The 22523-nt window shown below is 41.9% G+C and carries 16 protein-coding genes, 2 pseudogenes and 1 riboswitch; of the genes and pseudogenes, 11 read left to right on the top strand and 7 right to left on the bottom strand.

The features are described from left to right. Nucleotides 1–118 precede the first annotated feature (118 nt). Both AC4CU3_RS11985 and AC4CU3_RS11980 read left to right on the top strand, forming a co-directional pair. Nucleotides 119–994, top strand: a pseudogene (locus AC4CU3_RS11985) (metal-dependent hydrolase). Nucleotides 995–1064: 70 nt separating this feature from the next. Continuing rightward, nucleotides 1065–2939 (top strand): DUF3413 domain-containing protein, encoded by a 1875-nt coding sequence (locus tag AC4CU3_RS11980; RefSeq protein ID WP_490738236.1) that lies wholly within the window; start codon nucleotides 1065–1067, stop codon nucleotides 2937–2939. A gap of 47 nt (nucleotides 2940–2986) precedes the next feature. Here AC4CU3_RS11980 and AC4CU3_RS11975 read toward each other — a convergent pair whose 3' ends face one another. From AC4CU3_RS11975 to AC4CU3_RS11960, 4 genes are all read right to left on the bottom strand, one after another. Further along, a complete protein-coding gene (locus AC4CU3_RS11975; protein WP_078388458.1) occupies nucleotides 2987–3979 on the bottom strand; it encodes a DUF2804 domain-containing protein in 993 nt (330 codons plus the stop codon). A 164-nt stretch (nucleotides 3980–4143) separates the two neighbouring features. After that, nucleotides 4144–4656 carry a DUF1543 domain-containing protein gene (locus AC4CU3_RS11970; RefSeq protein ID WP_490738235.1) on the bottom strand — a complete coding sequence of 171 codons (513 nt, stop codon included), beginning with the start codon at nucleotides 4654–4656 and terminating at the stop codon, nucleotides 4144–4146. 397 nt (nucleotides 4657–5053) lie between these two features. Continuing rightward, complete coding sequence (gene trpB / locus AC4CU3_RS11965) at nucleotides 5054–6283, bottom strand: tryptophan synthase subunit beta (protein ID WP_004697773.1); 1230 nt, start codon at nucleotides 6281–6283, stop codon at nucleotides 5054–5056. Then, a complete protein-coding gene (locus AC4CU3_RS11960) occupies nucleotides 6267–6908 on the bottom strand; it encodes a phosphoribosylanthranilate isomerase (RefSeq protein WP_490738234.1) in 642 nt (213 codons plus the stop codon). The genes trpB and AC4CU3_RS11960 overlap by 17 nt, the downstream gene beginning before the upstream one ends. A 142-nt stretch (nucleotides 6909–7050) precedes the next feature. Continuing rightward, nucleotides 7051–7258, top strand: a riboswitch (cobalamin riboswitch). Nucleotides 7259–7293: 35 nt separating this feature from the next. Between AC4CU3_RS11960 and AC4CU3_RS11955 the strand changes: the two genes are divergently transcribed. The 7 genes and pseudogenes from AC4CU3_RS11955 (at nucleotide 7294) to AC4CU3_RS11925 (ending at nucleotide 14652) form a co-directional block, all read left to right on the top strand. Beyond that, nucleotides 7294–9135, top strand: a complete 1842-nt coding sequence (locus tag AC4CU3_RS11955) for a TonB-dependent receptor plug domain-containing protein (protein ID WP_490738233.1) — start codon at nucleotides 7294–7296, stop codon at nucleotides 9133–9135. A 100-nt stretch (nucleotides 9136–9235) separates the two neighbouring features. Next, on the top strand, nucleotides 9236–9814 hold the full coding sequence (locus AC4CU3_RS11950) for a cob(I)yrinic acid a,c-diamide adenosyltransferase (protein ID WP_078388464.1): 579 nt from the start codon (nucleotides 9236–9238) through the stop codon (nucleotides 9812–9814). 302 nt (nucleotides 9815–10116) lie between these two features. Next, nucleotides 10117–10839 (top strand): glycerophosphodiester phosphodiesterase, encoded by a 723-nt coding sequence (locus tag AC4CU3_RS11945; protein WP_490738232.1) that lies wholly within the window; start codon nucleotides 10117–10119, stop codon nucleotides 10837–10839. Between the two features lie 276 nt (nucleotides 10840–11115). Next, nucleotides 11116–12282 (top strand): acyl-CoA desaturase, encoded by a 1167-nt coding sequence (locus AC4CU3_RS11940; protein ID WP_004697764.1) that lies wholly within the window; start codon nucleotides 11116–11118, stop codon nucleotides 12280–12282. 74 nt (nucleotides 12283–12356) lie between these two features. After that, on the top strand, nucleotides 12357–12686 hold the full coding sequence (locus AC4CU3_RS11935) for a DHCW motif cupin fold protein (protein ID WP_086210413.1): 330 nt from the start codon (nucleotides 12357–12359) through the stop codon (nucleotides 12684–12686). Nucleotides 12687–12764: 78 nt separating this feature from the next. Further along, nucleotides 12765–14210 (top strand): protein adenylyltransferase SelO, encoded by a 1446-nt coding sequence (locus tag AC4CU3_RS11930; protein WP_490738231.1) that lies wholly within the window; start codon nucleotides 12765–12767, stop codon nucleotides 14208–14210. 69 nt (nucleotides 14211–14279) lie between these two features. Next, nucleotides 14280–14652, top strand: a pseudogene (locus AC4CU3_RS11925) (MmcQ/YjbR family DNA-binding protein). Between the two features lie 967 nt (nucleotides 14653–15619). Here the strand turns inward: AC4CU3_RS11925 and AC4CU3_RS11920 are convergent. From AC4CU3_RS11920 to baeS, 3 genes are all read right to left on the bottom strand, one after another. Next, nucleotides 15620–16975 (bottom strand): amino acid permease, encoded by a 1356-nt coding sequence (locus AC4CU3_RS11920; RefSeq protein WP_490738230.1) that lies wholly within the window; start codon nucleotides 16973–16975, stop codon nucleotides 15620–15622. Between the two features lie 210 nt (nucleotides 16976–17185). Continuing rightward, nucleotides 17186–17872, bottom strand: coding sequence for a response regulator (locus tag AC4CU3_RS11915; protein ID WP_004983596.1), 687 nt, complete (start codon nucleotides 17870–17872; stop codon nucleotides 17186–17188). 19 nt (nucleotides 17873–17891) lie between these two features. After that, nucleotides 17892–19544 (bottom strand): sensor histidine kinase efflux regulator BaeS, encoded by a 1653-nt coding sequence (gene baeS / locus AC4CU3_RS11910; protein ID WP_078425720.1) that lies wholly within the window; start codon nucleotides 19542–19544, stop codon nucleotides 17892–17894. Between the two features lie 137 nt (nucleotides 19545–19681). Between baeS and AC4CU3_RS11905 the strand changes: the two genes are divergently transcribed. Continuing rightward, a complete protein-coding gene (locus AC4CU3_RS11905) occupies nucleotides 19682–20299 on the top strand; it encodes a hypothetical protein (protein WP_114837712.1) in 618 nt (205 codons plus the stop codon). Between the two features lie 305 nt (nucleotides 20300–20604). Beyond that, complete coding sequence (locus AC4CU3_RS11900; RefSeq protein ID WP_490738229.1) at nucleotides 20605–22407, top strand: acyl-CoA dehydrogenase C-terminal domain-containing protein; 1803 nt, start codon at nucleotides 20605–20607, stop codon at nucleotides 22405–22407. Nucleotides 22408–22523: the final 116 nt, after the last annotated feature.

Below are 22523 nucleotides of genomic sequence, written 5' to 3'. Positions count from 1 at the left end.
TTGACATGCGATATTTTCACATTGGCGTAAAATGTATAAAAAATGGCAATATCTGTCAAAACAAACTGCATTTTCTCCGACATACTGCAATCATCCAAGGCAAATGAAGTAAAACAAAATGAATGCCATTGTTACACCCCCTGTTGAACCGATTGTGCGAACTCAACTTAATTTTAAGCTCGATGAAGTGCCCCGTTTTTGGTTTGGCGGCGACCCATTCCTTACGCGCATGTTCGATGCACTCAGCCTCACTTTCCCCGATGGAGAACGCTATTTTATTCAAAGCGTGCGTTTGTTTCGGGACCAAATTACAGACCCAAGCTTAGCGGCTCGTGTAAGCGATTTTATTAAGCAGGAAGCACAGCATGGCATTGCCCATGACAAAATGAATCAGGTCATGCGAGAACAAGGCATGCCTGTCGATCAGTTTATTCAGCGTTTAAATAAAATCTTCAAGTTCGAATTAAGCAAACGCTCGCCGCAATACAACATTGCCATGACGGCTGCGGCAGAACATTTAACCGCACTGATGGCCGAAACTTTTTATAGCCATAAAGCCACGTTGGCTGAGGCCCACCCCTATGTACGTGCTTTATTTGCATGGCATGCAATTGAAGAAATGGAACACCGCGATGTCGCGTTTGATGTGATGAAACAAGTCGGACATGTGCCTGAAGCGACGCGTCTATTTGCATTGGCCTTTACCACGGTGATGATGTTTGGTTTCACCACCTATCGTGCAGATGTCATGCTCAAACATGATGGCTTTAACCGTATTCAGCGCTTGCAAATGATGCGTAAAGGGCTGCCATGGTTCTTTGGGGAAAAAGGGATACTGTCTCGGATGCGTGGTCAATAACTCGATTGGTTTAAGAAAGACTTTCATCCCAATCAACATCCTGTGATTGCTCAGTATAAAGTTTGGATCGACACCCTAGCAGAAAGTCATGATCCGATTTTAGCGGGTGAAGCTTTTTGGCAAGCTGGGAAATAATTCAGTAAGCGCAACAAATATACACTTTGGATGAGTTTAGGTATCATACGCCATCTTAAAACATGGGTATATGAAGTTGAATTTGTATGTCCGATTACATCCGAAGTTAAAAATGTCGTTTAAATTCAAACTCCGCGTTCTTGGTTATTTGATCATGGTCAATGCAGTGATCTCGATGCTTATTGCTTGCAGATATTTCCTGTATTTATCTGAGTTTCCAACAGATTTATTGGGATTCAGTTTCTTATTTACTGGAACATTCTCGCACATGACTGTGCTTGCTTCATTGATTGGCTTGATCTTGATTCCGAGCTTATTTCTACCCAATACGCTACGTCATATTACGCAAGCAAGTATTGCTAGCTTGGCACTCATTGCACTGATCATAGATACCTTTGTTTACGCACAGTACCGTTTCCATATCAATACCGTCATGCTGGAACTGGTGATGTCAGGTCAGGTTGTGAGTTTCTCAATCTCAACATGGCTGATGGTCATTGCTGCGATTGCCTGTATTTTTGCAGCACAATTTTACTTGATCCGATTCTTAGAGAAAAAATTACCCACTTTTTCATGGAGCATTGGTAAAAAGTTTACAGGCTTAGTGTTTGTTGCTTTACTTTTAAGTAATGGTATTCACGTTTGGGCTGCAGCACATGTGTATCAACCTGTAACCATGACACAACGCTATTTACCGATGTTTTATCCGATGACCTCGAATAAAACCATGAAAAAGTACGGCTGGATTGATGAAGAAGCCTTAGAAAAACAAAAGGCTATGTCTTTAGAACGTAAAAGTGACCTGAATTATCCGCTGACGCCGATTGTTGGAGAAGCTCCAAAGCAACCCACCAATATTATGTTTATCGTGATTGATTCTTGGCGTGCAGACACATTTAATGCAGACAACTCAGCAAACTTGTGGAATTATGCGCAGAACGGAAAGATTTTTAATCAACACTATTCAACAGGAAATGCCACACGCACAGGTATTTTTGGGATGTTCTATGGTATTCCTGGTACTTACTGGCATGGCATGATTGTGAACCGCCAAAGTCCAGTATTTATTGACCGTTTGCAAGCACTGAATTATCAACTGGGTTTATTTGCTGCTGCCAAATTAACCAACCCTGAATTCCATGAAACCGCGTTTTCAAAAGTGCCAAATTTACGTATTGGTTCTTCTGGCAAAGTGGCAGGTGGTCTTGATGAAGAATTAACGCAAGATTGGTTAAAATGGTATGAAAAAAGAGATCGAAACAAACCAACCTTTTCATTTTTATTTTATGACTCTCCACACGGATACAGCTTTCCTAAAGACTATCCACACCAGTACAAACCAATGCTGGATGAAGTCAATTATCTCAAGTTAAGTAATGATTCTGATCGTTCATTAATGATGAATCGTTATAAAACTAGTGTGCACTACGTCGACAGCATTGTGAAACGAGTTTTAGATAAACTCAAAGAAACAGGTGATGCAGAGAACACGTTGGTCATCATTACTGGCGACCACGGGCAAGAAGTGAATGATAATCTTCAAAACTTCTGGGGACATAATGGTAACTTTACCGACCCTCAAGTCAAAGTTCCCTTTGCAATCATTGGTCCGAAGATACAAACTGATGCGCTATGGAATAACCACGTTTTAACTAGCCATCAAGATATTGTTCCTACACTCATGAAAAACTATTTGGGTGTAACCACAAAAATTCACGACTATTCAGTGGGTGAAGATTTGTTGGGACCACAAATTCAACGTGATTGGATTTTAACCTCAAGCTATAGTAAATATGGCATTGTTACCCCTAAAAACATCTTAGAAGTGGGGGCTGTTGGGCAGTTCGAAATCTTAGATAAAAAGAATCAGCCAATGTCAGATCAAGAGCCAAACTATGCTCATGTTCAAGCAGCATTGGAGCAAATTAGTCGTTTTAATAAATAAAGGCAAAAGAAAAACCGGCATGATGCCGGTTTTTTATCACAGGTCTTTTACCACTTTGCATAGTGCTGTTCGAGCAATCCATATTCATTTAGCAATACAATCTCTTGATCACCCTGCTGAATCGTACCGCTAATCTTGGCTTGCCATTGACTAAACTGACTGCCCACAAGACGCAAATTTAGGTTTTCAAAACGGCGCCAACCCGTGGTCACAGTTAAATTTAAGCGTTCATCTAACGAGCGAATGCTCCAACGCCCTTCTTCTTCCATTTGGAATAGAACATCACTCACGGTATAGAGCTTTCCATTCATCCACAGACAGTTTTCATTGCCAAAACTTTCATTCACACCAGAGGCTAAGTTCAGACCAATACGCTTACCCTGTGCATCCCAAAAACTACAAGAGAGCCAAAACCAAGCTGTTTCCGGTCGGAGGAAGCCACAGGTGTCATCTAGCGCAGCCAAGGTCCGCTCATTAAACTGAATGATCTGCCCCGCTTTATTGGTAAAAAAACCCTCACACGCTAAGGTGGTCAGTTTATGGGTATAAGTCCAACCATTAATCCCTGTTGGACTACACATACTCAATGGATCAGTGCCTGCGCAGAAAATTCGGGCACTCAGCTTAATCTCACCATACTTGGTGACTTGAACATAGCGCACCCCATTGGCATGCTGAATTTCAATTTGAAACGGTGAATTTGCAAACACACTCTGGTTATACAAAGGCTGTTCATCTAAAACGGTTTTACGCGCCAGAAAATTCACGGCGTTCCATTCAAGCACTTCATTTTTGAGATGATCGTAAATATAAACGAAACCATGGCCAGCCCAAGCAATATCAGCAATCGCTAAGCCAATGGTGTAGTGTTCATGTTGAATGCTACAAAACTTAAATTTCTTATATTTCAGCTTTTTCCGCCATCCCGTAAGTACTTCACCATATGGGGTTTTATACTGATACTTATTTAAATCAATGGTTTTTGGAAGTTCGCTAAACCGACCATAATGTGGTTGTCCGTTGGACTGAATCAAATCCATTGATGCTTTATCCTTAAGCAAAAGTTAATTAATATCCATAAGCCTATTATGCCTATAATTTTAAAGGTGAAAAGTATTTAGTTTGTTTTTTCATCAAATTGTTCGCTAAACCTACTCTCTTTCGTTTGAATACATCACTTAAAAGAATTAGGAATAGTTCAAACTTAATTCAACATGAGATATGTATTTTCCCACGTGTTTACATCAAACTCAGCTTCAACCAAAGCCACATAACGACCATGTACACAATCAATCGCAATACAGCCATCAACGTCTAAAACACGGTCAGTATGTTGCTTTTGCCACTTTTGATCAAAATATTGTTTGCCAAGTTGTTTGGCCTCCGCGGCATGCGGCGCAACGACGAGTACATAACGATGTAACTCCCCAAATTCACGTGTGTCATAGCCACCTAAATTTATGAGCCACAGTTTTTCATCCTCTGCTTGGGGTTGGGCATCACTAAACTGTATTTGGTATTTTTTTCCTGCACTTTCGACACCCTCCACTTGCATCCAAGCATCAATATGTAAGCCTTTTTGTTCACCAAACCATGCATTTTTAAGTTGCGGGTAACTCTCCTCTAAACTGTCAGCGACTGCAAATACAACATCATGGACTTCAGTATTGGCGCGGGCATGGCGACCACCAAGCATGGCCATAAATAGGCTGGGCATGTTTTGCTCCTTTTCAAATTAAAATGTACATGACGGAGTCTTACAGTTTGTACTTCTTATTTGCAGAGCTCGTCATGTTACTTTGGTTTTGCCCAAAGTAACCAAAGGCATTTCCTTTTGCAAAACTCGGCACATATCATCAATCCGCTCACTATATCGCAGAAACTGTATAGTTCAACTAATAGTCTGCCTCGAACAATTGCAAACGGCCTTTCCTCGAATCAAACAATTATATTAATTTTCAAATTCTTAAATGCTCATTTTTAAACCAAAATTATCTACATAAGAAAAAATCGTGCTGAATCACTTCAGCACGATTTTTGTAATCCACCCAACCCTCATCTATTAAAAGGGGGAGGCTTTTCTCTCTTTTTCAAAAGTGGTTAGTCGAGGATTCTTACATCTCAACCATTTCCACGCCATCAATACGTGCCACAGTCATTAAGTCCTTATCACCACGACCAGAAACCGTCGCAATAATAATTTGATCTTTAGACATGGTTGGCGCAAGTTTAGTCACATAAGCCATCGCATGAGAGCTTTCCAGTGCAGGAATAATCCCTTCAATCTGGGTTAAATCACGGAAACCTTGTAAAGCTTCATTGTCATTGATCGGCACATATTCAACACGGTGCATATCTTTTAAGAAACTATGTTCAGGGCCTACACCTGGATAATCCAAACCTGCTGAAATTGAATGAGTTTCAATGATTTGGCCTTGTTCATCCGACATTAAATAAGTACGGTTACCGTGTAAAACTCCGACATGACCAGCATTCAATGGTGCAGAGTGTTTACCTGTTTCAATGCCATAACCTGCAGCTTCAACACCGTACATTTTCACATCAGCATCGTTTAAGAATGGGTAGAACAAGCCCATTGCATTTGAACCACCACCGACACATGCCACCAAGGCATCAGGTAAACGCCCTGCTTGCTCTTGAATTTGTTTACGTGCTTCACGACCAATAATCGATTGGAAATCACGAACCAATTGTGGATAAGGATGTGGGCCTGCAACCGTACCAATCACATAGTAAGTTGAATCAACATTGGTGACCCAATCACGCATCGCTTCGTTCATGGCATCTTTCAATGTTTTAGAGCCACTTTCCACAGGCACAACGGTCGCACCAAGTAAACGCATACGATAGACATTCATGGCTTGACGTTTCACGTCTTCTGCACCCATGAATACCACACATTCAAGCCCTAAACGCGCTGCAATCGTAGCCGTTGCAACACCGTGCTGACCTGCGCCAGTTTCAGCAATAATTCGTTTTTTACCCGACAGTTTTGCCAGTAAAGCCTGACCAATCGTGTTATTCACTTTATGTGAACCTGTATGATTCAGGTCTTCACGTTTTAAGTAAATTTGTGCACCACCCAACTCTTTCGACCATCGCTCAGCATAATATAAAGGACTAGGACGACCTACATAGTAGGCGAGGTCACGGTCGAATTCTGCCAGAAACTGCTCATCATCTTTCATACGGAAATAGAGCTTTTCTAAGTCTTCTAATGCTGCCATTAGAGTTTCTGACACAAAACGTCCGCCATGGATACCAAAATGCCCACGTTCATCTGGGTATTGGGTATAGTCAATCACATTACTTTGCTGATCCACGATGGACTCCTTGCATGAAGTTTTCTATAAGTTGTTGGTCTTTTATACCTTTAGCGGATTCGACGCCTCCGCTGACATCTACAGCATAAGCCCCAGTCGTCTTTATAGCGTCTTCCACATTAGTTGGGGTTAAACCACCCGCTAAAATTAAAGGAATATCGAGCTTAGGGAATTGTGACCAGTCAAAACTATGTCCTGTTCCCCCTTTTAATTCAGGATGCCATGCATCTAAGAGTACTGCACTTGCCCCTGCCTGTTGATAGCGTTTCACTTCTGTGACCACATCCAGTTCAGGTTTCACTTGAATGGCTTTATACCAACGACGCCCGACTTGTGTAGCAATCATCTGACAGTCCGCTGGTGTTTCATCACCATGAAACTGAATGATATCCAGTGCAACTTGTTTTAGCACATCCGCAATCTCATCCGCAGTCGCATTTACAAACAATCCCACCGTTTGAACATAAGCAGGAACATGTTGAATGAGTTCTTTGGCTTGATCCACACTAACATAACGTGGACTAGGTGGGAAAAATACAAAACCAATTGCATCTGCCCCTGCTTTGACCACAGCATCAATATCTTGGCTACGGATAATTCCACAAATTTTGGCACGGGTTCGCATATTTATGACTCTGGCTCAGCCCTATTTATAGCTGATCTATAAATATCTGGGCGAATCATTGTAATGCAATTTTTTCACCTTGCGTAAAGTTCATCCTGAAAAATCTTTACATCGATTGTTTAATTCGCATACAAACCGTATACTGCGCCCAAATGCAATAAGTCTGAGCATTTATGCTTTAGGGAAGTTGGTGCAAATCCAACACTGCCCCCGCAACGGTAAAACGAAACGTATATCTTTATAAGTGCTTGCACTTACATCACTGCACTCGTGTGGGAAGATGGGTATACCAATATTGTTCGCAATATTTATATTTAAGTCCGGAGACCTGCTTATTGCGCCATTTAACTCAATCATTCACGGGGGGTGAATGTATGGAGCCAGCATGCCAAATTTATTTCAGCCTACTGCTTTAGTGGGTGCAATTGCAATTGCGATGGGTTTCTCTACGTCTGTATCTGCACAAGACAGTTCCAATGTTGTAAATGCATCTTTAGACACTTTAGTCGTTACCGCGACACGTTCTGAAGAAAAAATTAAAGATGTACCTGCGCGTATATCCATTATTGAACCGCAAATTATTGAACAATCTCCAATTGCCGCTTTACCCGATCTATTGATGACTGATGCAGCCATTAATATGGTACAAAGCGGTGGTTATGGTCAAACTGCATCAATTTTTCTACGTGGTACTAACTCAAATCAAACATTGATTCTACGTGATGGTGTAAGACTAAACTCTGCCACTACAGGCACGGCTTCACTACCATTTATCGACACTACCGATATTCAACAAATTGAAGTCCTCAAAGGTCCTGCATCTGTGCTTTATGGCACTGATGCAATTGGTGGCGTAGTCCAACTCGTCTCAAAAACGCCAGAAAAGAATAGCGCATTCGTGACAGGTGAGATTGGTGAAAATTCAACTTATAAAACACTTGTTGGTGCTGATCTCGCTGAAAATGGTTTCTACGCACAAATCCGTGGTCAACATTTGGAAACCGATGGTACACCTGTAAAAGACAGTAAAAATGCACCTGATGCAGCTTTTGATCAAACTGGTTATTCGGCAAAATTTGGTGTAGAAAAAGAAAAATATGCGCTCTCACTCGACTACAGTGAGAACGAAGGTAATTCCCAATACGACAATTATGGTGCAGTTGCTAATCAAGATTTCAAAAATGAAATTGTAAACATCAAAGGTCGTGTGAATCTTGCTCCTAGTGTTGAAGTGAATGCCCGCGTATCACAATTTAAAGATGATATTGATCAAAATGATCTAAATTATCTCGGGACATATGACTTCGTCCGTAGCACTACACAAGAAGCTGAACTTTATGGCAAATGGCAGTTCACACCTTCACAAAATATTTTATTGGGTACTACTTATCAAAATATTGATGGCGATGTGATTTCTTGGGGTAGTCCATATGCTGCAGATGTAGATTCGCAAGGTTATTATCTACAACATCAATACAATGCTAATGGTTTAAATACTCAAGCTGGCATTCGTGTAGAAGATAATGAGAAATATGGCACGCACACCATTGGACAAATTGCTGCTCGTTATCAGCTATTTCCTTTAACCAGCATTTACACCAATATTGGCACAGCTTTCCGCTCACCAACATTGAACGAACTATATAGTGCTTACGGAAATCCTGATTTAAAACCCGAGGAAAGCACATCTTATGAAATTGGTTTAGATCAGAACCTCAACCATGGTTTTAGCACAGGTATTTCTTTGTATCGCACCGAAGTTGAAAACTTAATTGATGCAACTAGCGTTACAGGGTATATCTTCCAAAATATTGACCAAGCGACATTTGAAGGCAGCGAAATTTATCTAAAATGGCAAGGTGAGAATCTGTATGTGAATGTAGGTTATAACTATGTCCGTGCCAAAAATGATAAAACTGATGAAGATTTAAGTCGTCGCCCACGTCAAAATGCGACCCTGACCACAGGATGGCAAGACAGTAAATTTGGCTTCTCAACCACCTTGATGGCGAGTAGTTCATACGATAATAGTGCCTATGATGATATTACTGTTCCTGGACACTTAAGAGTTGATATGAATGGCTATTATAATCTTAGTAACGCTATCAAAGTATTTGCCAATATCCAGAATGTAGGCGATAGCAACTATCGTACAGCTTATGGCAGTGGTAGTTACTATATGAATGGCGGTCGCCTTGCTTCTGCCGGAGTCACTTTCCGTTATTAATTTAATGTAAAGACTCAAAAAACAATTTAAAACAGCGCAGTTTATGGATAATGTTTTGACCGGCATTATCCTTTTTTTCATTCTTTAGGCAGGACAAATTATGGGCCACCGTTTAAGTAAAATTTATACCCGTACTGGCGACTCAGGCACCACAGGTCTGGGTGATGGATCACGTGTCACTAAAGATGATCTAAGAATTACCGCACTTGGTGATGTGGATGAACTCAATTCAACCATTGGTGTACTTCGTGCTCAAATTACTGCAAGTCAAATCACGGACAAAGCCACATGGGATAAAAGCTTAAGCCTGATTCAGCACTGGCTTTTCGACTTAGGCGGTGAAGTCTGTATTCCAAACTATCATTTGCTCCAACCAGTTTGTATTGAGTTTCTTGAACAAGAAATTGACCGTATGAATGAAGACTTACCCATGCTGAAAGAATTTATCTTACCTTCGGGTTCTTTAGCATGTAGCTATGCACACCAAGCACGCGCGGTATGTCGCCGAGCTGAACGTAGCTTAATGTCGGTGCACACTCGTGATCAAAATATTCAAAGCACCGCACTACAGTTACTCAACCGCTTATCTGATTGGCTTTTTGTTGCATCGCGTGCTTTACAGCGTGCTGAAGGTGGCTCGGAAGTACTTTGGCAAAAAAATATCAATGAAACTATTTAAACGTTTCTAAGTTTTAGAACGAAATAGATCTTTTCGGAGTCTTGCAGTGATCAATTCACTGCAAGACTTTTTGATGTTAATTTTCTTTTGGGCAAAGCAATCAAAACCATTTTTCCAATCGTAAAACTCGTCAAATACCATCACTTATCGTGAATATAAACATTTTATTCAAATTCAGTCCTACCTCAAACCATTACGAATCGCATTTACGCATATCTGATATTTCCACCTTAGAATCTATCCCCCAATCCAATGTTTTAGCGCTACAATCACGCAAAAGACGTATATAGATCAGGTTTAACATGAGAATCATCGGACATCGTGGTGCACGTGGTGAAGCCCCAGAAAATACACTCGGCGGTTTTCAATATATTCATGATCTGGGCATCCGTGCGGTCGAATTTGATGTTCGTCAGCTCAACGACCATGAGCTGATCATTATGCATGATGACAACATGCTCCGAACCACCGGTATCGACCAAGCGCTCTACCCATTAAGCAGCACACAACTCGACACCTATAACCAAGCACATATTTGGCTAGACTGGGAAAAGCAAAGTACACCAACATTGCGACAAGCCCTTCAGATTATGCAGGACTTTGAACATCTTGAAGTTGAAGTCAAAGCCGTGCAAACACAAGCCGAAGCTGAGCGACTGACACAACATCTCACACAGCAACTCAGAGGCTTTGAACGCACTGTGGTCATCACTAGTTTTGATCTTAAAATCCTACAAGCACTCCAAGATCAACACTCTCCATTTAAACGCGGCTTATTAGTTGAAGACGATATTCAACATCTTGCGATTGAACAAGCACTCAAATACGACTGTTGCCAAATCGGCTGGATGAACCAACTGGCAAGCGATGACTTGTTAAAAGCCACACAACAAGCGAATTTAGCCATTAGTGTTTGGACAGTGAATGACATCGAGCGCGCCAAACATTTACGTGACTGTGGCATTGATGGATTAATTACCGATTTTCCTAAAATGATGCTACAACATTTGGCAGATGTGCATTGAACAGGCCACAGATTGATTTGAGTTTTACATGAGTAGTAGCAGTGAAAATGGTTATTTTTCATATTGATCGCTCTGCTACGATAAAGCCTAGAAAAGCTTCGGTAATTTCGATATCTAAACATTCGTATTCTGTTACTGTTTAGTACAATACATCTGTACAATAATGCTAGTGAACCAAGGTTCGCTCATGCTAATATGCTGTGGCTTAATCCATGCAAAAAGTAATGGATTGACCTTCCATTTATACCTCCCAAGGTTTCAGGAGTGCTGTTGGAGATGAATGCTCCCCTACCCAAAGCCCCATTTAACTGGGTTGCAATTTTTGCATTGGTTTTTCTTCCGATTGTGGCTGTGATTGCAATTCCCTTATATGCCTTTCAGCATGATTTCAGCTTAGCCGCTTGGATCAGTATGTTTGTATTACTGGGTGTTAGTAGCTTAGGTATTACTGCTGGCTATCACCGCTTATGGGCACACCGTGCTTATGAAGCAAGCTTACCTTTAAAAATCATTTTAATGATTATGGGTACCTTTGCCGTGCAAAACAGTATTTTATTTTGGAGTTCAGGTCACCGTACCCACCACCGCCATGTCGATGATATCGAGAAAGATCCGTACTCGATTAACAATGGCTTTTGGTATGCGCACATGGGTTGGATGCTTCGTGACTATCCATCAGCAGAACCTGACTTTAAAAATGCACCCGATTTGCTCAATGACAAATTGGTGATGTTCCAACACAAATACTATGTCCCTTTAGTGATCAGCGTCCACATGGGTATTTTATTACCAATTGGTTGGGCTGTAGGCGACTTATGGGGCGTGTTATTGTTGGGCGGATTAATGCGTTTAATCCTCAGCCACCACGTCACGTTCTTCATTAACTCTTTATGCCACATGTGGGGCAAACGCCCATATACAGACGAAAATACCGCACGTGACAACTTCTGGTTAGCCATTGCCACTTGGGGTGAGGGTTATCATAACTACCACCACATTTTCCAATACGACTATCGTAACGGGGTGAAATGGTGGCAATATGACCCAACCAAATGGTTGATTTGGTCATGCTCAAAACTGGGTTTAGCTAAAAACTTACGTCGTATTCCGAGCTTCAATATTAAAAAAGCTGAACTTGCGATGAAGTTTAAATACGCTGAACAAGACTTAGAAGTTCATGGTCTCAATGTCAGTGATGACATCAGCTCTGCGAAAGCTCGTATTGCACAAGAGTATGATGCATTCACCCAGACCTTGAATGACTGGGCAAAATTGAAAGAACAAGAAATTCAAGCCAAGAAAACAGCAGTGGCTGAAAAAATCCATCAAATGGATGAAAAGCTCAAAATTGAGTTTCAGTTAGTCGAACAGCGTCTAGGTCATCACCGTCAAACCTTGACCACACTGATGCGCAGCATTAAAAAAGCCCCTGTTTCTCAGTAATTAATCTCTGATTCAGCATTTCAAAAGAAAGCTCCGCAAGGGGCTTTTTTTAGCAGTTCATAAAGGATAACAACATGGATATTAACAACATTCCTTTCGGTATCACCAACTGGGCTGAGATACCCACCACCCGCCATACAGGTGATCAGGGTTATGCCCTATGGCGTACTCAGCAATTTGACGCGATTCGCGTGCGTATGGTGGAGTATTCTGAGAACTATCTGGCCGACCATTGGTGTTCTAAAGGACATATCCTGTTGTGCTTAGAAGGTGAACTACACACTGAACTAGATGATGGTCGTAGCTTTACCCTCACGGCTGGCATGAGTTACCAAGTTGCAGATCAAGCCGAAGCCCATCGCTCGTCCACCTCAAAAGGTGCCAAACTGTTTATAGTTGACTAAAACAGTTGGATATATGTCTTAACACTAAAACTTTGCTATATTGATAGGGTCATGGCTTATCCCTTGTGATCCTTCACTATGCAGTTCAATTCACGCTATTCTCTCCTTCCGTCAAAGCTTTATCACCATCAACAGCCCTTGGCACTAAAAGGGGCAAAAGCAGGTCATTTCAATGCAGCTTTAGCAGAACAGTTGCAATGGTCTGAAGCCGACAAACAGTCTTGGGTAGAGATTTGTAGCGGACAAAAAACCTTTAGTGAATTTGAACCATTGGCAATGGTCTATGCAGGACATCAATTTGGTCAGTGGGCAGGACAGCTCGGTGATGGTCGGGGTTTATTGATCGCACAAATCCTCGATCAACATGGGCAAACCATTGACCTGCATTTAAAGGGTGCAGGCTCTACTCCTTACTCGCGTATGGGAGATGGTCGTGCGGTACTTCGCTCCGTCATTCGTGAGTACTTGGCTGGACATGCGCTGAATAGTTTAGGCGTGGCTTCAAGCAACGCGGTGGGCTTTACCTCATCGGCTCAAGGCGTGCAGCGGGAAAAATTGGAACTCGGTGCGATGATGTTGCGTACATCAGACTGTCATATTCGCTTGGGACATTTTGAGTGGATCAACCAGTACCAACCTGATTTACTCGACGAATTTACCCAAAAATGCATCGAATGGCATTACCCCGAGTGTTTAGATGCGGAACAACCTGTTTTGGCATTTGCAACCCAAGTGATTCAACGGACTGCGGTAATGATTGCCAAATGGCAACTGGTCGGTTTCGCACATGGGGTGATGAATACCGATAATTTAAACATTACGGGTTCAACCCTTGATTTTGGCCCTTATGGCTTTATGGAGCGCTTCCGTCCGAATTGGATTAACAATCACTCCGACTATCAAGGCCGCTATACCTATCAGCAGCAGCCGAGCATTGGTCACTGGAATTTATGGACATGGTTGAATAACCTCATTCCGCTTTGTCCGCAAGACTATGACAAAGAACAATGGAAGCAAGACCTTGCCGATTGCCTAGAGCACTATGAACCCACATTCTTGGAGCACTACAAACTGGGTTTAAGTCAGAAAATGGGCTTACCTCATTTTCATACTGACAGTTTTGACTGTGCCATGACCTTCTTACGGATTCTACAAACTGAACAGCTCGACTACACACAAAGCTTTACGCGTTTGCAAGAGCAGCAATATGAAATGATTAAAGATGACTGCCTTGACCGTCGTCAATTTGAAAGTTTCCTCGCGCAATATGAACAGATTCGTGCAAATCAAAACACAACAGAACTCAATGCAGCTATGCAGCAAGCCAATCCTGTTTATATCCTACGCAATCACATGGCACAAAAAGCGATTGAGCTGGCTGAACGGAACGATTTCTCAGAAGTCGAACGCTTATTTGACCTGCTTAGCCATCCATTTGAGCGGAATGTAGCACTAGAGAAAGCTGAGGATTTAGCACCTTTACCAACGGATGTGCCTGAAGTGATGGTGAGTTGTTCCTCTTAAGCATTTGGCTTAAACTGTGGATAAATTAAACAATATCCACAGGGCTTCGCCCACTGAGTGATGATCAACATGTCCTTACATCTTATTGCTGCAAAAGCTGCACTTGCCCTGCCAGAAGTGACGTGTAGTCAGCCCTTTGGTGAAGGCTGTGATGTCTATAAAGTCATGGATAAAAATGTTTTTGCTCAATTCATCTTTAAGTGGCGCGGCTTTAAGTAACTTAAAAGTTACGCCTGACCACGTCGCGATGCTACGTGATATTTATCCGTATATTCATGCAGGTTGGCATATGAATAAAAAGTATTGGATTTCGATATATGAAGATGAACACTTAGATCCTGATTTAGTCATTGATCTGGTACATAGCTCTTATGAGCTCGTGGTATCCAAGCTGAATAAACGACAAAGACAGCGAATCGCTGCGCTTAAAGCCATCACCTAAATATGTATTGAATGAAAAAGATTGTTAATTATTCCAATTACATGTCCTAAAGCGCAACCCTATCACTGCATCACGCAGGTCATGGATTTGAAGGTATATTGTCTCGGCTAAACAGTTTTTCAACGTTTTCTACGTATTGCCCACTTTGGAACCCAAAATTCGAAACGAAAAGTGAAATGAGACATTTATAGATGATAAAAAAAAGCCCGACATCCTGTCGGGCTTTTTCGTATTGGTTAGCTAGGTATAACTCCTGTCGTACCTCACATCCTAGTGTTGAACTTATCATTTTTGTTTTATGTTTTGGAACTTCCTGTTTTCTATGACTGCATCATATAAAATATTTCAGAGCTGACCTAGACGCAATCCGCTTGAATTAGTGTAAGCCAAAACGTACATAGAAAAATAAGCTTAATTAGACTTACCCCCAAAATTATCCGCAGAAATTGTGGATAGTTTTCAGGATGACTAAAACTGAGCCTGACTCCTTAAAATGAATTTTTGCGTGATTTAAAAGCAACTTTATAGCTCAGTACTTCAATCTGTTGGAAATACACTCACTCTTTCTCGATTTTGCCTATTTAATTATCTATACATATCAATCCGAACAGATCGAGTATGCAAATCGCTCACTCTCCATCCAAATTAATCAAAAGCCATACTGAACTCATACAAAGCTAGGCTGAGAATGAGTAAAAGTTTGGTCATTTTCATATTCAGTTGCTTATTTGATTGCATTGTTGAAAAGTTAGAATGCCATCTCACAGTCCAACCCTAAGTGGTATGCACATGGCTAGCAGAATGCTTCGCTGATTTGAATATCGACTCATCGACTTTGTCTAAAACAAACGTAAAAGTAAAAAGACAAACTGACACATGATTTGAAATATCTATAATTTATATACCGATCAAAAGCCCAATAAAAAAGGACTCATATTAAGTCCTTTTCAACATCATCACCTAAGCTTTAGCTTTTCTTCGGCTTCAATGTTTTAAATAAAACAAATAACACGAGGATCCACACAGGAAGCATCAACACGGAAAGCATAAAACCCTGATTCCACATGATATATAAAATCATCAGCATAAACACTAAAACAAAATAATTGCTAAACGGTGCAAATAACGCTGGAAACTTGGTTTGAATGCCCTGTTTTTTCATACTCTGTCTAAATTTAAGATGGATCAAACTGATCATCATCCAATTCAGCACAGCCGCACTGACCACAATATAAATCAGATAACTGAGCGCTTTTTCAGGCAAAAAGTAATTCAACAGCACACACCCAAAAATCAGTAATGCTGAAAATAAAACCGCCGCAATCGGTGTCCCCTGTCGATTAACCTGCTTAAAAACTTGCGGGGCATTACCTTGTTCTGCCAGACCTAACAGCATGCGGCTATTGGCATACATCCCACTATTACAAACAGAAACCGATGCAGTCAGAATAATAAAATTCAGTAAATGCGCTGCCCAATCAATGCCCATTTGCTTAAAAATAAGCACGAATGGACTTTTATCTAAACCACCCAAATCCAATTGATTCCAAGGCACCAAAGACAAAAGGATCGCCAACGAGCAAATATAGAACAGGAAAACCCGAATCACAGTTTGATTGACGGCTTTTGGAATATTCTTTTCAGGATCTTCGGTTTCCGCAGCCGCCATACTGATCAGCTCAATGCCGCCAAAGGCAAACATCATAAAGGCCAGCATATAAAACAAGCCTTCAAAGCCATGTGGGAAAAACCCGCCATGTACCCATAAGTTCGTGACAGATGCAGTTGAACCAACATCAGCCGTCAACAACAGATAAACCCCGAAGATGATCATGGCGATAATCGCCACAACTTTAATCATCGACAACCAAAACTCAGACTCCGCATACAGTTTGACATTGGCAAGATTGGCCAGTGTGATCACCACAAAAAACACCAGCACCGAGACCCACGCAGGAATATGTGGCCACCAGTAATTCACATACTTGCCAATCGCGGTCAGTTCAGTCATCACCACCAAGATATACAGTACCCAGTAGTTCCAGCCCGTTAAAAAGCCTGAAAACCGCCCCCAATATTTAAAGGCAAAGTAGCTGAATGAACCCGTCACTGGCTCATGCACAATCATTTCACCGAGCTGACGCATAATTAAAAATGCAATCAAACCGCCCATCATATAACCCAAAATAATCGATGGGCCAGCAGACTCAATAATATGTGCTGAACCTAAAAACAGACCTGTACCAATTGCACCGCCCATGGCGATCAATTGAATATGGCGGTTCTTTAAACGGCGCTGAAGTTTAGGCGTCTCGCTGCTCAAAACACATGCTCACCTGATAAAAAAATGAATTGTACCGCTTGCACAAGCGATCAACCAGTCTTGCTCTTCAAAATTGCCGATTGCTCAGTTTCATTTCACCAGTTGAAGGTTTAAACGGACTGTAGATTTTGATTGCTGCCTTGAGTCCATCCCATAAAAAAAGCGGATAACCCAAGGCTTATCCGCTTCTACTTTTAATTAAAAAATGAATTAATCTTCAGGATATTCAAACCGGTAACCTACACCATATACCGCCTGAACCCATTCATGACGGTTACCTGTTTCAGCCGCATCAGAGATCTTACGACGTAAGTTCTTAATATGGCTATCAATCACACGGTCAGCCACTTCAAAACTGTCAGGGTTGATATGATCTAGTAACTGCGCACGTGAATAGACTTGCCCCACATGCTCTAAAAACAACTCCAGTAAACGAAACTCAGTCGGTGTTAAGTTTAAAGGCTTTTGTTGATACCAAATGCGTTGTTGCGCTTTATCCATGCGGAACAAAGACTGATCTTCAGGCTCAGCTTTACGCTCTAAACGGCGTAACACGGCTTGGACACGCGCCACTAATTCTTTCGGGCTAAATGGTTTACACACATAGTCGTCTGCTCCCATGTTCAAGCCAAGCACACGGTCAATTTCTTCGGTGCGTGCGGTAACCATAATAATCGGCAAATCCGACTGTTCACGGACTTTACGGCAAATGGTCAAGCCATCCATACGCGGCACCATCAAATCTAAAATCATCAGACTCGGTTTACGCTGCGTAAAGCTATCAAATGCGTCCTGACCATCGTGAAACATACTGACTTCAAAGCCCGCTGCTTCAAGATAATCGCGGACCAATTGTGCAAGTTCTACTTCATCTTCAACCAGCATAATATGTTTCATACATACTTCCTTTTGTGTTTCATTTTTTTGGGAACGTTAACTTGCAACGTAAACCACCCAAAGGCGAATGATCAAAACTCAATTCACCTCCTAAAGCCTGTGCCAGTTTAGCCGATAAAGCCAAACCTAAACCTGTACCACCTGTGCTACGCGTACGCGAGTCATCGACTCGGTAGAAACGCTCACCGAGTCTTGCTAGTTGCTCATCACTTAAACCATAAGGACTGTCATCGACATAGACCGTCCAATCTGTTGCGGACTGTTCCGTATGGACTCGAACCTGACCACCCGCTTCGGTATAACGAATGCTATTGCCCAACAAATTGACCATGATTTGCTTAAAGCGGTCAATATCAAGTTGTAACTCAGCGCCCTCACCTTCGACACTAATGCTTAAATGGGCCTGTTCAAATTTAGGCTTAAAGTTTTCCACTTCTTGCTCAATCACCGCCCACGGGTTCACGGTTGCAAAGTAACAGTTTAATTGCTGTGCTTCCGCTTGTGCCAAATCAGCCAAGTCATGTGTGAGTTTTTTCAAGCTGGTGACTTGGCGTAACATCGATTCAAAATGCTCAGGCGTTGGTTTTCGAATTCCGTCTTGCATCGCTTCGATCTGCGCTTGTAACACTGCCAGCGGTGTTTTCAACTCGTGCGAAGTATCTGACACCCACTGACGACGCGAAATTTCATGCTGATCTAAAATCACAGCCAGTTGGTTCAGTTCATTGGATAAATCACCCAGCTCATCGTTTCGATTCACTTTAACTTGATGCTGAAAATTACCCTTTGTTAATTCACGCGTACCATTCAACAAGCGTTGAATCGGTGTCTTAAAATAAGTCGCAAGCAACAACGCAGCAATTAAACTAGCAAAAACGGTTAAACCATAGACCAGCAATAAATAACGTTTTTGGTTACTAAAGAAGTTGATACTCAATGCATCATCTTGATCAAGGACTGGTTTCAGCCCCAAATACCCCACCACTTGGTTATTCACCACAATAGGACGGAAAGAAACTTGATCATCCGAGGGTTCACCGACCACAAACTGACGCTGCGTATCGTATAAAGACAAACGCGAGCTCAGACCCAAACGGTCAGGCGTGGAAATAAACTGTTTTTTGCCTGTGTTTTGTTTGCTCTCTTGTTCAATCTCTTCTTTTTTACGATCTGGGCGGAACACATTTTGATTGGCGCTGAGTGGAAACTTTAAACCTTCGAAGGGTTGAAACTCCGAAGGTAAGTTTTCCTCCAAAGCTTGCAATTCTTGTTCGGTTAAAATCTGTTTTTCATGTTTGACTTCAGTGGTAGAGACATCACTGAGTAAGGTTTTGGTATTTTCTTTAAAATAACGCTGTTGCAGAGCAATATCGTACTGGCGGCGCAACCACCAACGAGAGAGACGGTCATAATCATCTGGCGCGGCATGTCCTTCAATCTGCAAAATTTGCGCTTGAATGGCATTGCCCCAGTCATGATAGGTACTATAAACGCCAGCCAAGTTATCAATCAGATGATCGAGCTTTTGCATTTCCACGTCCGCCACATATTTGGCAAAATTCTTTTGCATCGTCCAATGCAGCACACCTAAACTCACCGTGGTAATCACCAAAGTGGTCAGCAATACAGTGAGGAATAAGCGTAAAGCAATCGGTACGCGGCGAATCTTCAAAAGCAGTCTCTCGGTCATTCTTTTGCCTTGTTATTGTATAGAACACTGCATCAAAAAACTCTCCATTGTTTCTACATCTTTATTATTTAATCTTTAATCATCCAAAATCACATGCTCTTGTATGGGGGAGTTGTAGAATGAATAAGATGACAAAAATTGCTTTAGCCACTGCCAGCGTTTTATCTGTAGGTGCGTTGACTGCCTGTCAATCCACCCAAGCACCGAAAGATATGGAGCAGTCGCAACATATGCATGGTCATTATCAAAAAGACCGTCACATGACACCTGAACAACGCGAACAGTTTGAAAAAATGCGTACTGAACGTAAACAAGTCATGCAAGACATTAAAAAAGCCTGCGATGGCAAAGCGGTGGGTTCAGCAGTCCAAGTCAAAGCAGGTGAGCAAACACTAGAAGGCACATGTGCGATTTCGTTTAAACCGAACCGTGATGAAATGAAACGTGGTGAACATCGCCCAATGCGTGGTGATCAAGCCGGTCGTGGTGAATTCCGTGGCATGCATATGCAACGCGGCGAACCACTAACCGATGCGAAACGTGCTGAGTTAACCCAGCAATACGATCAACGTTTAGCTGAACGTCAAGCACGCCAACAAGCCGCAACCAAAGCCTGCCAAGGTCAAACCGATGGTAAAGCCGTGCAGCTAAAAGTCGGCACACAAACAGTAGATGGCAAATGTATGGTTCACTTCCAGCCTAACCCCCCTGTTTCAGCACCGAATAAGGCCGCTTAAGCCACTCTAAAAAGCATAAATAGATAAAAAAGGCGCAAATTGCGCCTTTTTTATTGGACATAACTTTTTACGCTTTTTGACTATTTATGTCATGCCAAAAGCAGCAAAACTGTTTACACTCAGTGCACTTAGCGATTTTGAATAATATTTATTTGACTTTACAGTCACCAAGAAAAGCACCTGAACCGCTTGTACCAAATTAGAAGATGTTGCACGATTAAGTTATTCCAATCCGTGTCAAAGAAGACACGTTTTTATGTTTATTAGGATTATAAGCTGGTTAAACCAGTATTGAGGAAACCGATATGCCACAATACAAAGCGCCCTTACGTGATATGCAATTCGTACTGCATGAGCTATTGAATGCAGAAGAACACTATTCTAAATTGCCTGCATTTCAGGAAACCGTAAGCCGTGAATTGGTTGACCAATATTTAGAAGCTGCTGCAGATTTCTGTGAAAACGAATTGTCTCCAATCAACCAAAGTGGCGACCGCGAAGGTTGTACTTGGAATGATGGCGTTGTTACAACTCCAACAGGCTTTAAAGAAGCGTATCAAAAATATATCGAACTAGGCTTCCCGTCTCTTTCTGCTGAAGAGCAATACGGTGGTCAAGCATTACCTGTTTCTTTGGGTAACGTGATTTCAGAAATGGTGGGTACTGCGAACTGGGCATGGGGTATGTACCCAGGTCTTTCTCACGGTGCAGTTCGTACTTTAGAACATCACGGTTCAGCTGAACAAAAAAATGCTTACTTACCAAACCTTGTTTCAGGTGTTTGGACAGGTACGATGTGCTTAACAGAATCTCATGCAGGTTCTGACTTGGGTATTATCCGTACTAAAGCTGAGCCACAAGCTGACGGTAGCTATGCAATCACTGGTGAGAAAATCTTTATCTCAGCGGGTGAACATGACATGGCTGAGAACATTGTTCACATCGTACTTGCTCGTCTTCCTGGCGCACCTAAAGGCACCAAAGGTATTTCTTTATTCATCGTGCCGAAGTTTAACTTAAACGCAGACGGTACTGTGGGTGAGCGTAACGCGGTGCGTTGTGGTTCGATCGAACACAAAATGGGGATCCATGGTAACGCAACTTGTGTGATCAACTTTGATAAAGCAAAAGGTTACTTGATCGGACCAGAAAACCGTGGCTTAAACTGCATGTTCACATTCATGAACACTGCACGTATTGGTACAGCCGTTCAAGGTCTTGCTGCATCTGAAGGTTCTTTCCAAGGTGCTTTAGCATATGCGAAAGATCGTTTAGCAATGCGTTCACTTTCTGGTCCTAAAGCACCAGAAAAAGAAGCCGATCCAATTATTGTTCACCCTGCTGTTCGTAACATGCTGTTAACTCAAAAAGCATTTGCTGAAGGTGGTCGTGCACTGGTTTACTTATTGTCTCTACATGCGGACGTGGTTGAGCAAGGTGCAACGGAAGAAGAGCGTAAATCTTCTGACAACATCTTGTCACTCCTTACCCCAATTGCAAAAGCATTCTTGACTGAAACAGGTTCTGAATCTGCAAAACACGGCGTTCAAGTGTTTGGTGGTCACGGCTTTATTTCAGAGCATGGTATGGAACAAATCGTTCGTGATACACGTATTGCGTGTCTATACGAAGGGACAACTGAAATCCAAGCGCTTGACTTGTTAGGTCGTAAAGTTTTGGGTACTCAAGGTGCAATGTTGAAAGACTTCACTAAGATTATTCACAAATTTGTTGAAGCAAACAAAGACAATGCGGCAATGAAAGAGTTTGTTGAACCTCTTGCTGCTCTAAACAAAGAGTGGGGCGACTTAACCATGCAAATCGGTATGCGCGCAATGCAAAACCCTGATGAAGTGGGTGCAGCTGCAGTTGATTACATGTATTTCTCTGGCTATGTAACGCTTGCTTACCTATGGGCTCGTATGGCATTGGTTGCTCAGGAGAAACTAGCTGAAGGCACCACTGACGTTGGCTTCTACAATGCAAAAGTAACGACTGCTCGCTTCTACTTCAAGAAGATCTTGCCACGTATTCGCTCACACGTTGATGTGATTGCTGGTGGCGTAGAACCATTACTCGCATTAGATGCAGAGCACTTTGCATTCTAAATAATTAATAACTAATTCGATATTCGAAATAGTTGTACTCTTGAGTACAGAAATGAAAAAGGACAGTCATAGCTTTGGCGGTCCTTTTTCTTTATAAATAGAGCGTTATTTCGCTT

This window comes from Acinetobacter sp. 802_lipA (assembly GCF_058242885.1).
This window is presented reverse-complemented; position numbering and strand designations above follow the sequence as displayed.

What these genes read in the sequence shown, in the direction of transcription:
- AC4CU3_RS11980 (WP_490738236.1), top strand. Translation starts at nt 1,065, where the DNA reads ATGAAGTTGAATTTGTATGTCCGATTACATCCGAAGTTAAAAATGTCG.
- AC4CU3_RS11975 (WP_078388458.1), bottom strand. Translation starts at nt 3,979, where the DNA reads ATGGATTTGATTCAGTCCAACGGACAACCACATTATGGTCGGTTTAGC.
- AC4CU3_RS11970 (WP_490738235.1), bottom strand. Translation starts at nt 4,656, where the DNA reads ATGCCCAGCCTATTTATGGCCATGCTTGGTGGTCGCCATGCCCGCGCC.
- AC4CU3_RS11960 (WP_490738234.1), bottom strand. Translation starts at nt 6,908, where the DNA reads ATGCGAACCCGTGCCAAAATTTGTGGAATTATCCGTAGCCAAGATATT.
- AC4CU3_RS11955 (WP_490738233.1), top strand. Translation starts at nt 7,294, where the DNA reads ATGCCAAATTTATTTCAGCCTACTGCTTTAGTGGGTGCAATTGCAATT.
- AC4CU3_RS11950 (WP_078388464.1), top strand. Translation starts at nt 9,236, where the DNA reads ATGGGCCACCGTTTAAGTAAAATTTATACCCGTACTGGCGACTCAGGC.
- AC4CU3_RS11945 (WP_490738232.1), top strand. Translation starts at nt 10,117, where the DNA reads ATGAGAATCATCGGACATCGTGGTGCACGTGGTGAAGCCCCAGAAAAT.
- AC4CU3_RS11940 (WP_004697764.1), top strand. Translation starts at nt 11,116, where the DNA reads ATGAATGCTCCCCTACCCAAAGCCCCATTTAACTGGGTTGCAATTTTT.
- AC4CU3_RS11935 (WP_086210413.1), top strand. Translation starts at nt 12,357, where the DNA reads ATGGATATTAACAACATTCCTTTCGGTATCACCAACTGGGCTGAGATA.
- AC4CU3_RS11930 (WP_490738231.1), top strand. Translation starts at nt 12,765, where the DNA reads ATGCAGTTCAATTCACGCTATTCTCTCCTTCCGTCAAAGCTTTATCAC.
- AC4CU3_RS11915 (WP_004983596.1), bottom strand. Translation starts at nt 17,872, where the DNA reads ATGAAACATATTATGCTGGTTGAAGATGAAGTAGAACTTGCACAATTG.
- AC4CU3_RS11905 (WP_114837712.1), top strand. Translation starts at nt 19,682, where the DNA reads ATGAATAAGATGACAAAAATTGCTTTAGCCACTGCCAGCGTTTTATCT.
- AC4CU3_RS11900 (WP_490738229.1), top strand. Translation starts at nt 20,605, where the DNA reads ATGCCACAATACAAAGCGCCCTTACGTGATATGCAATTCGTACTGCAT.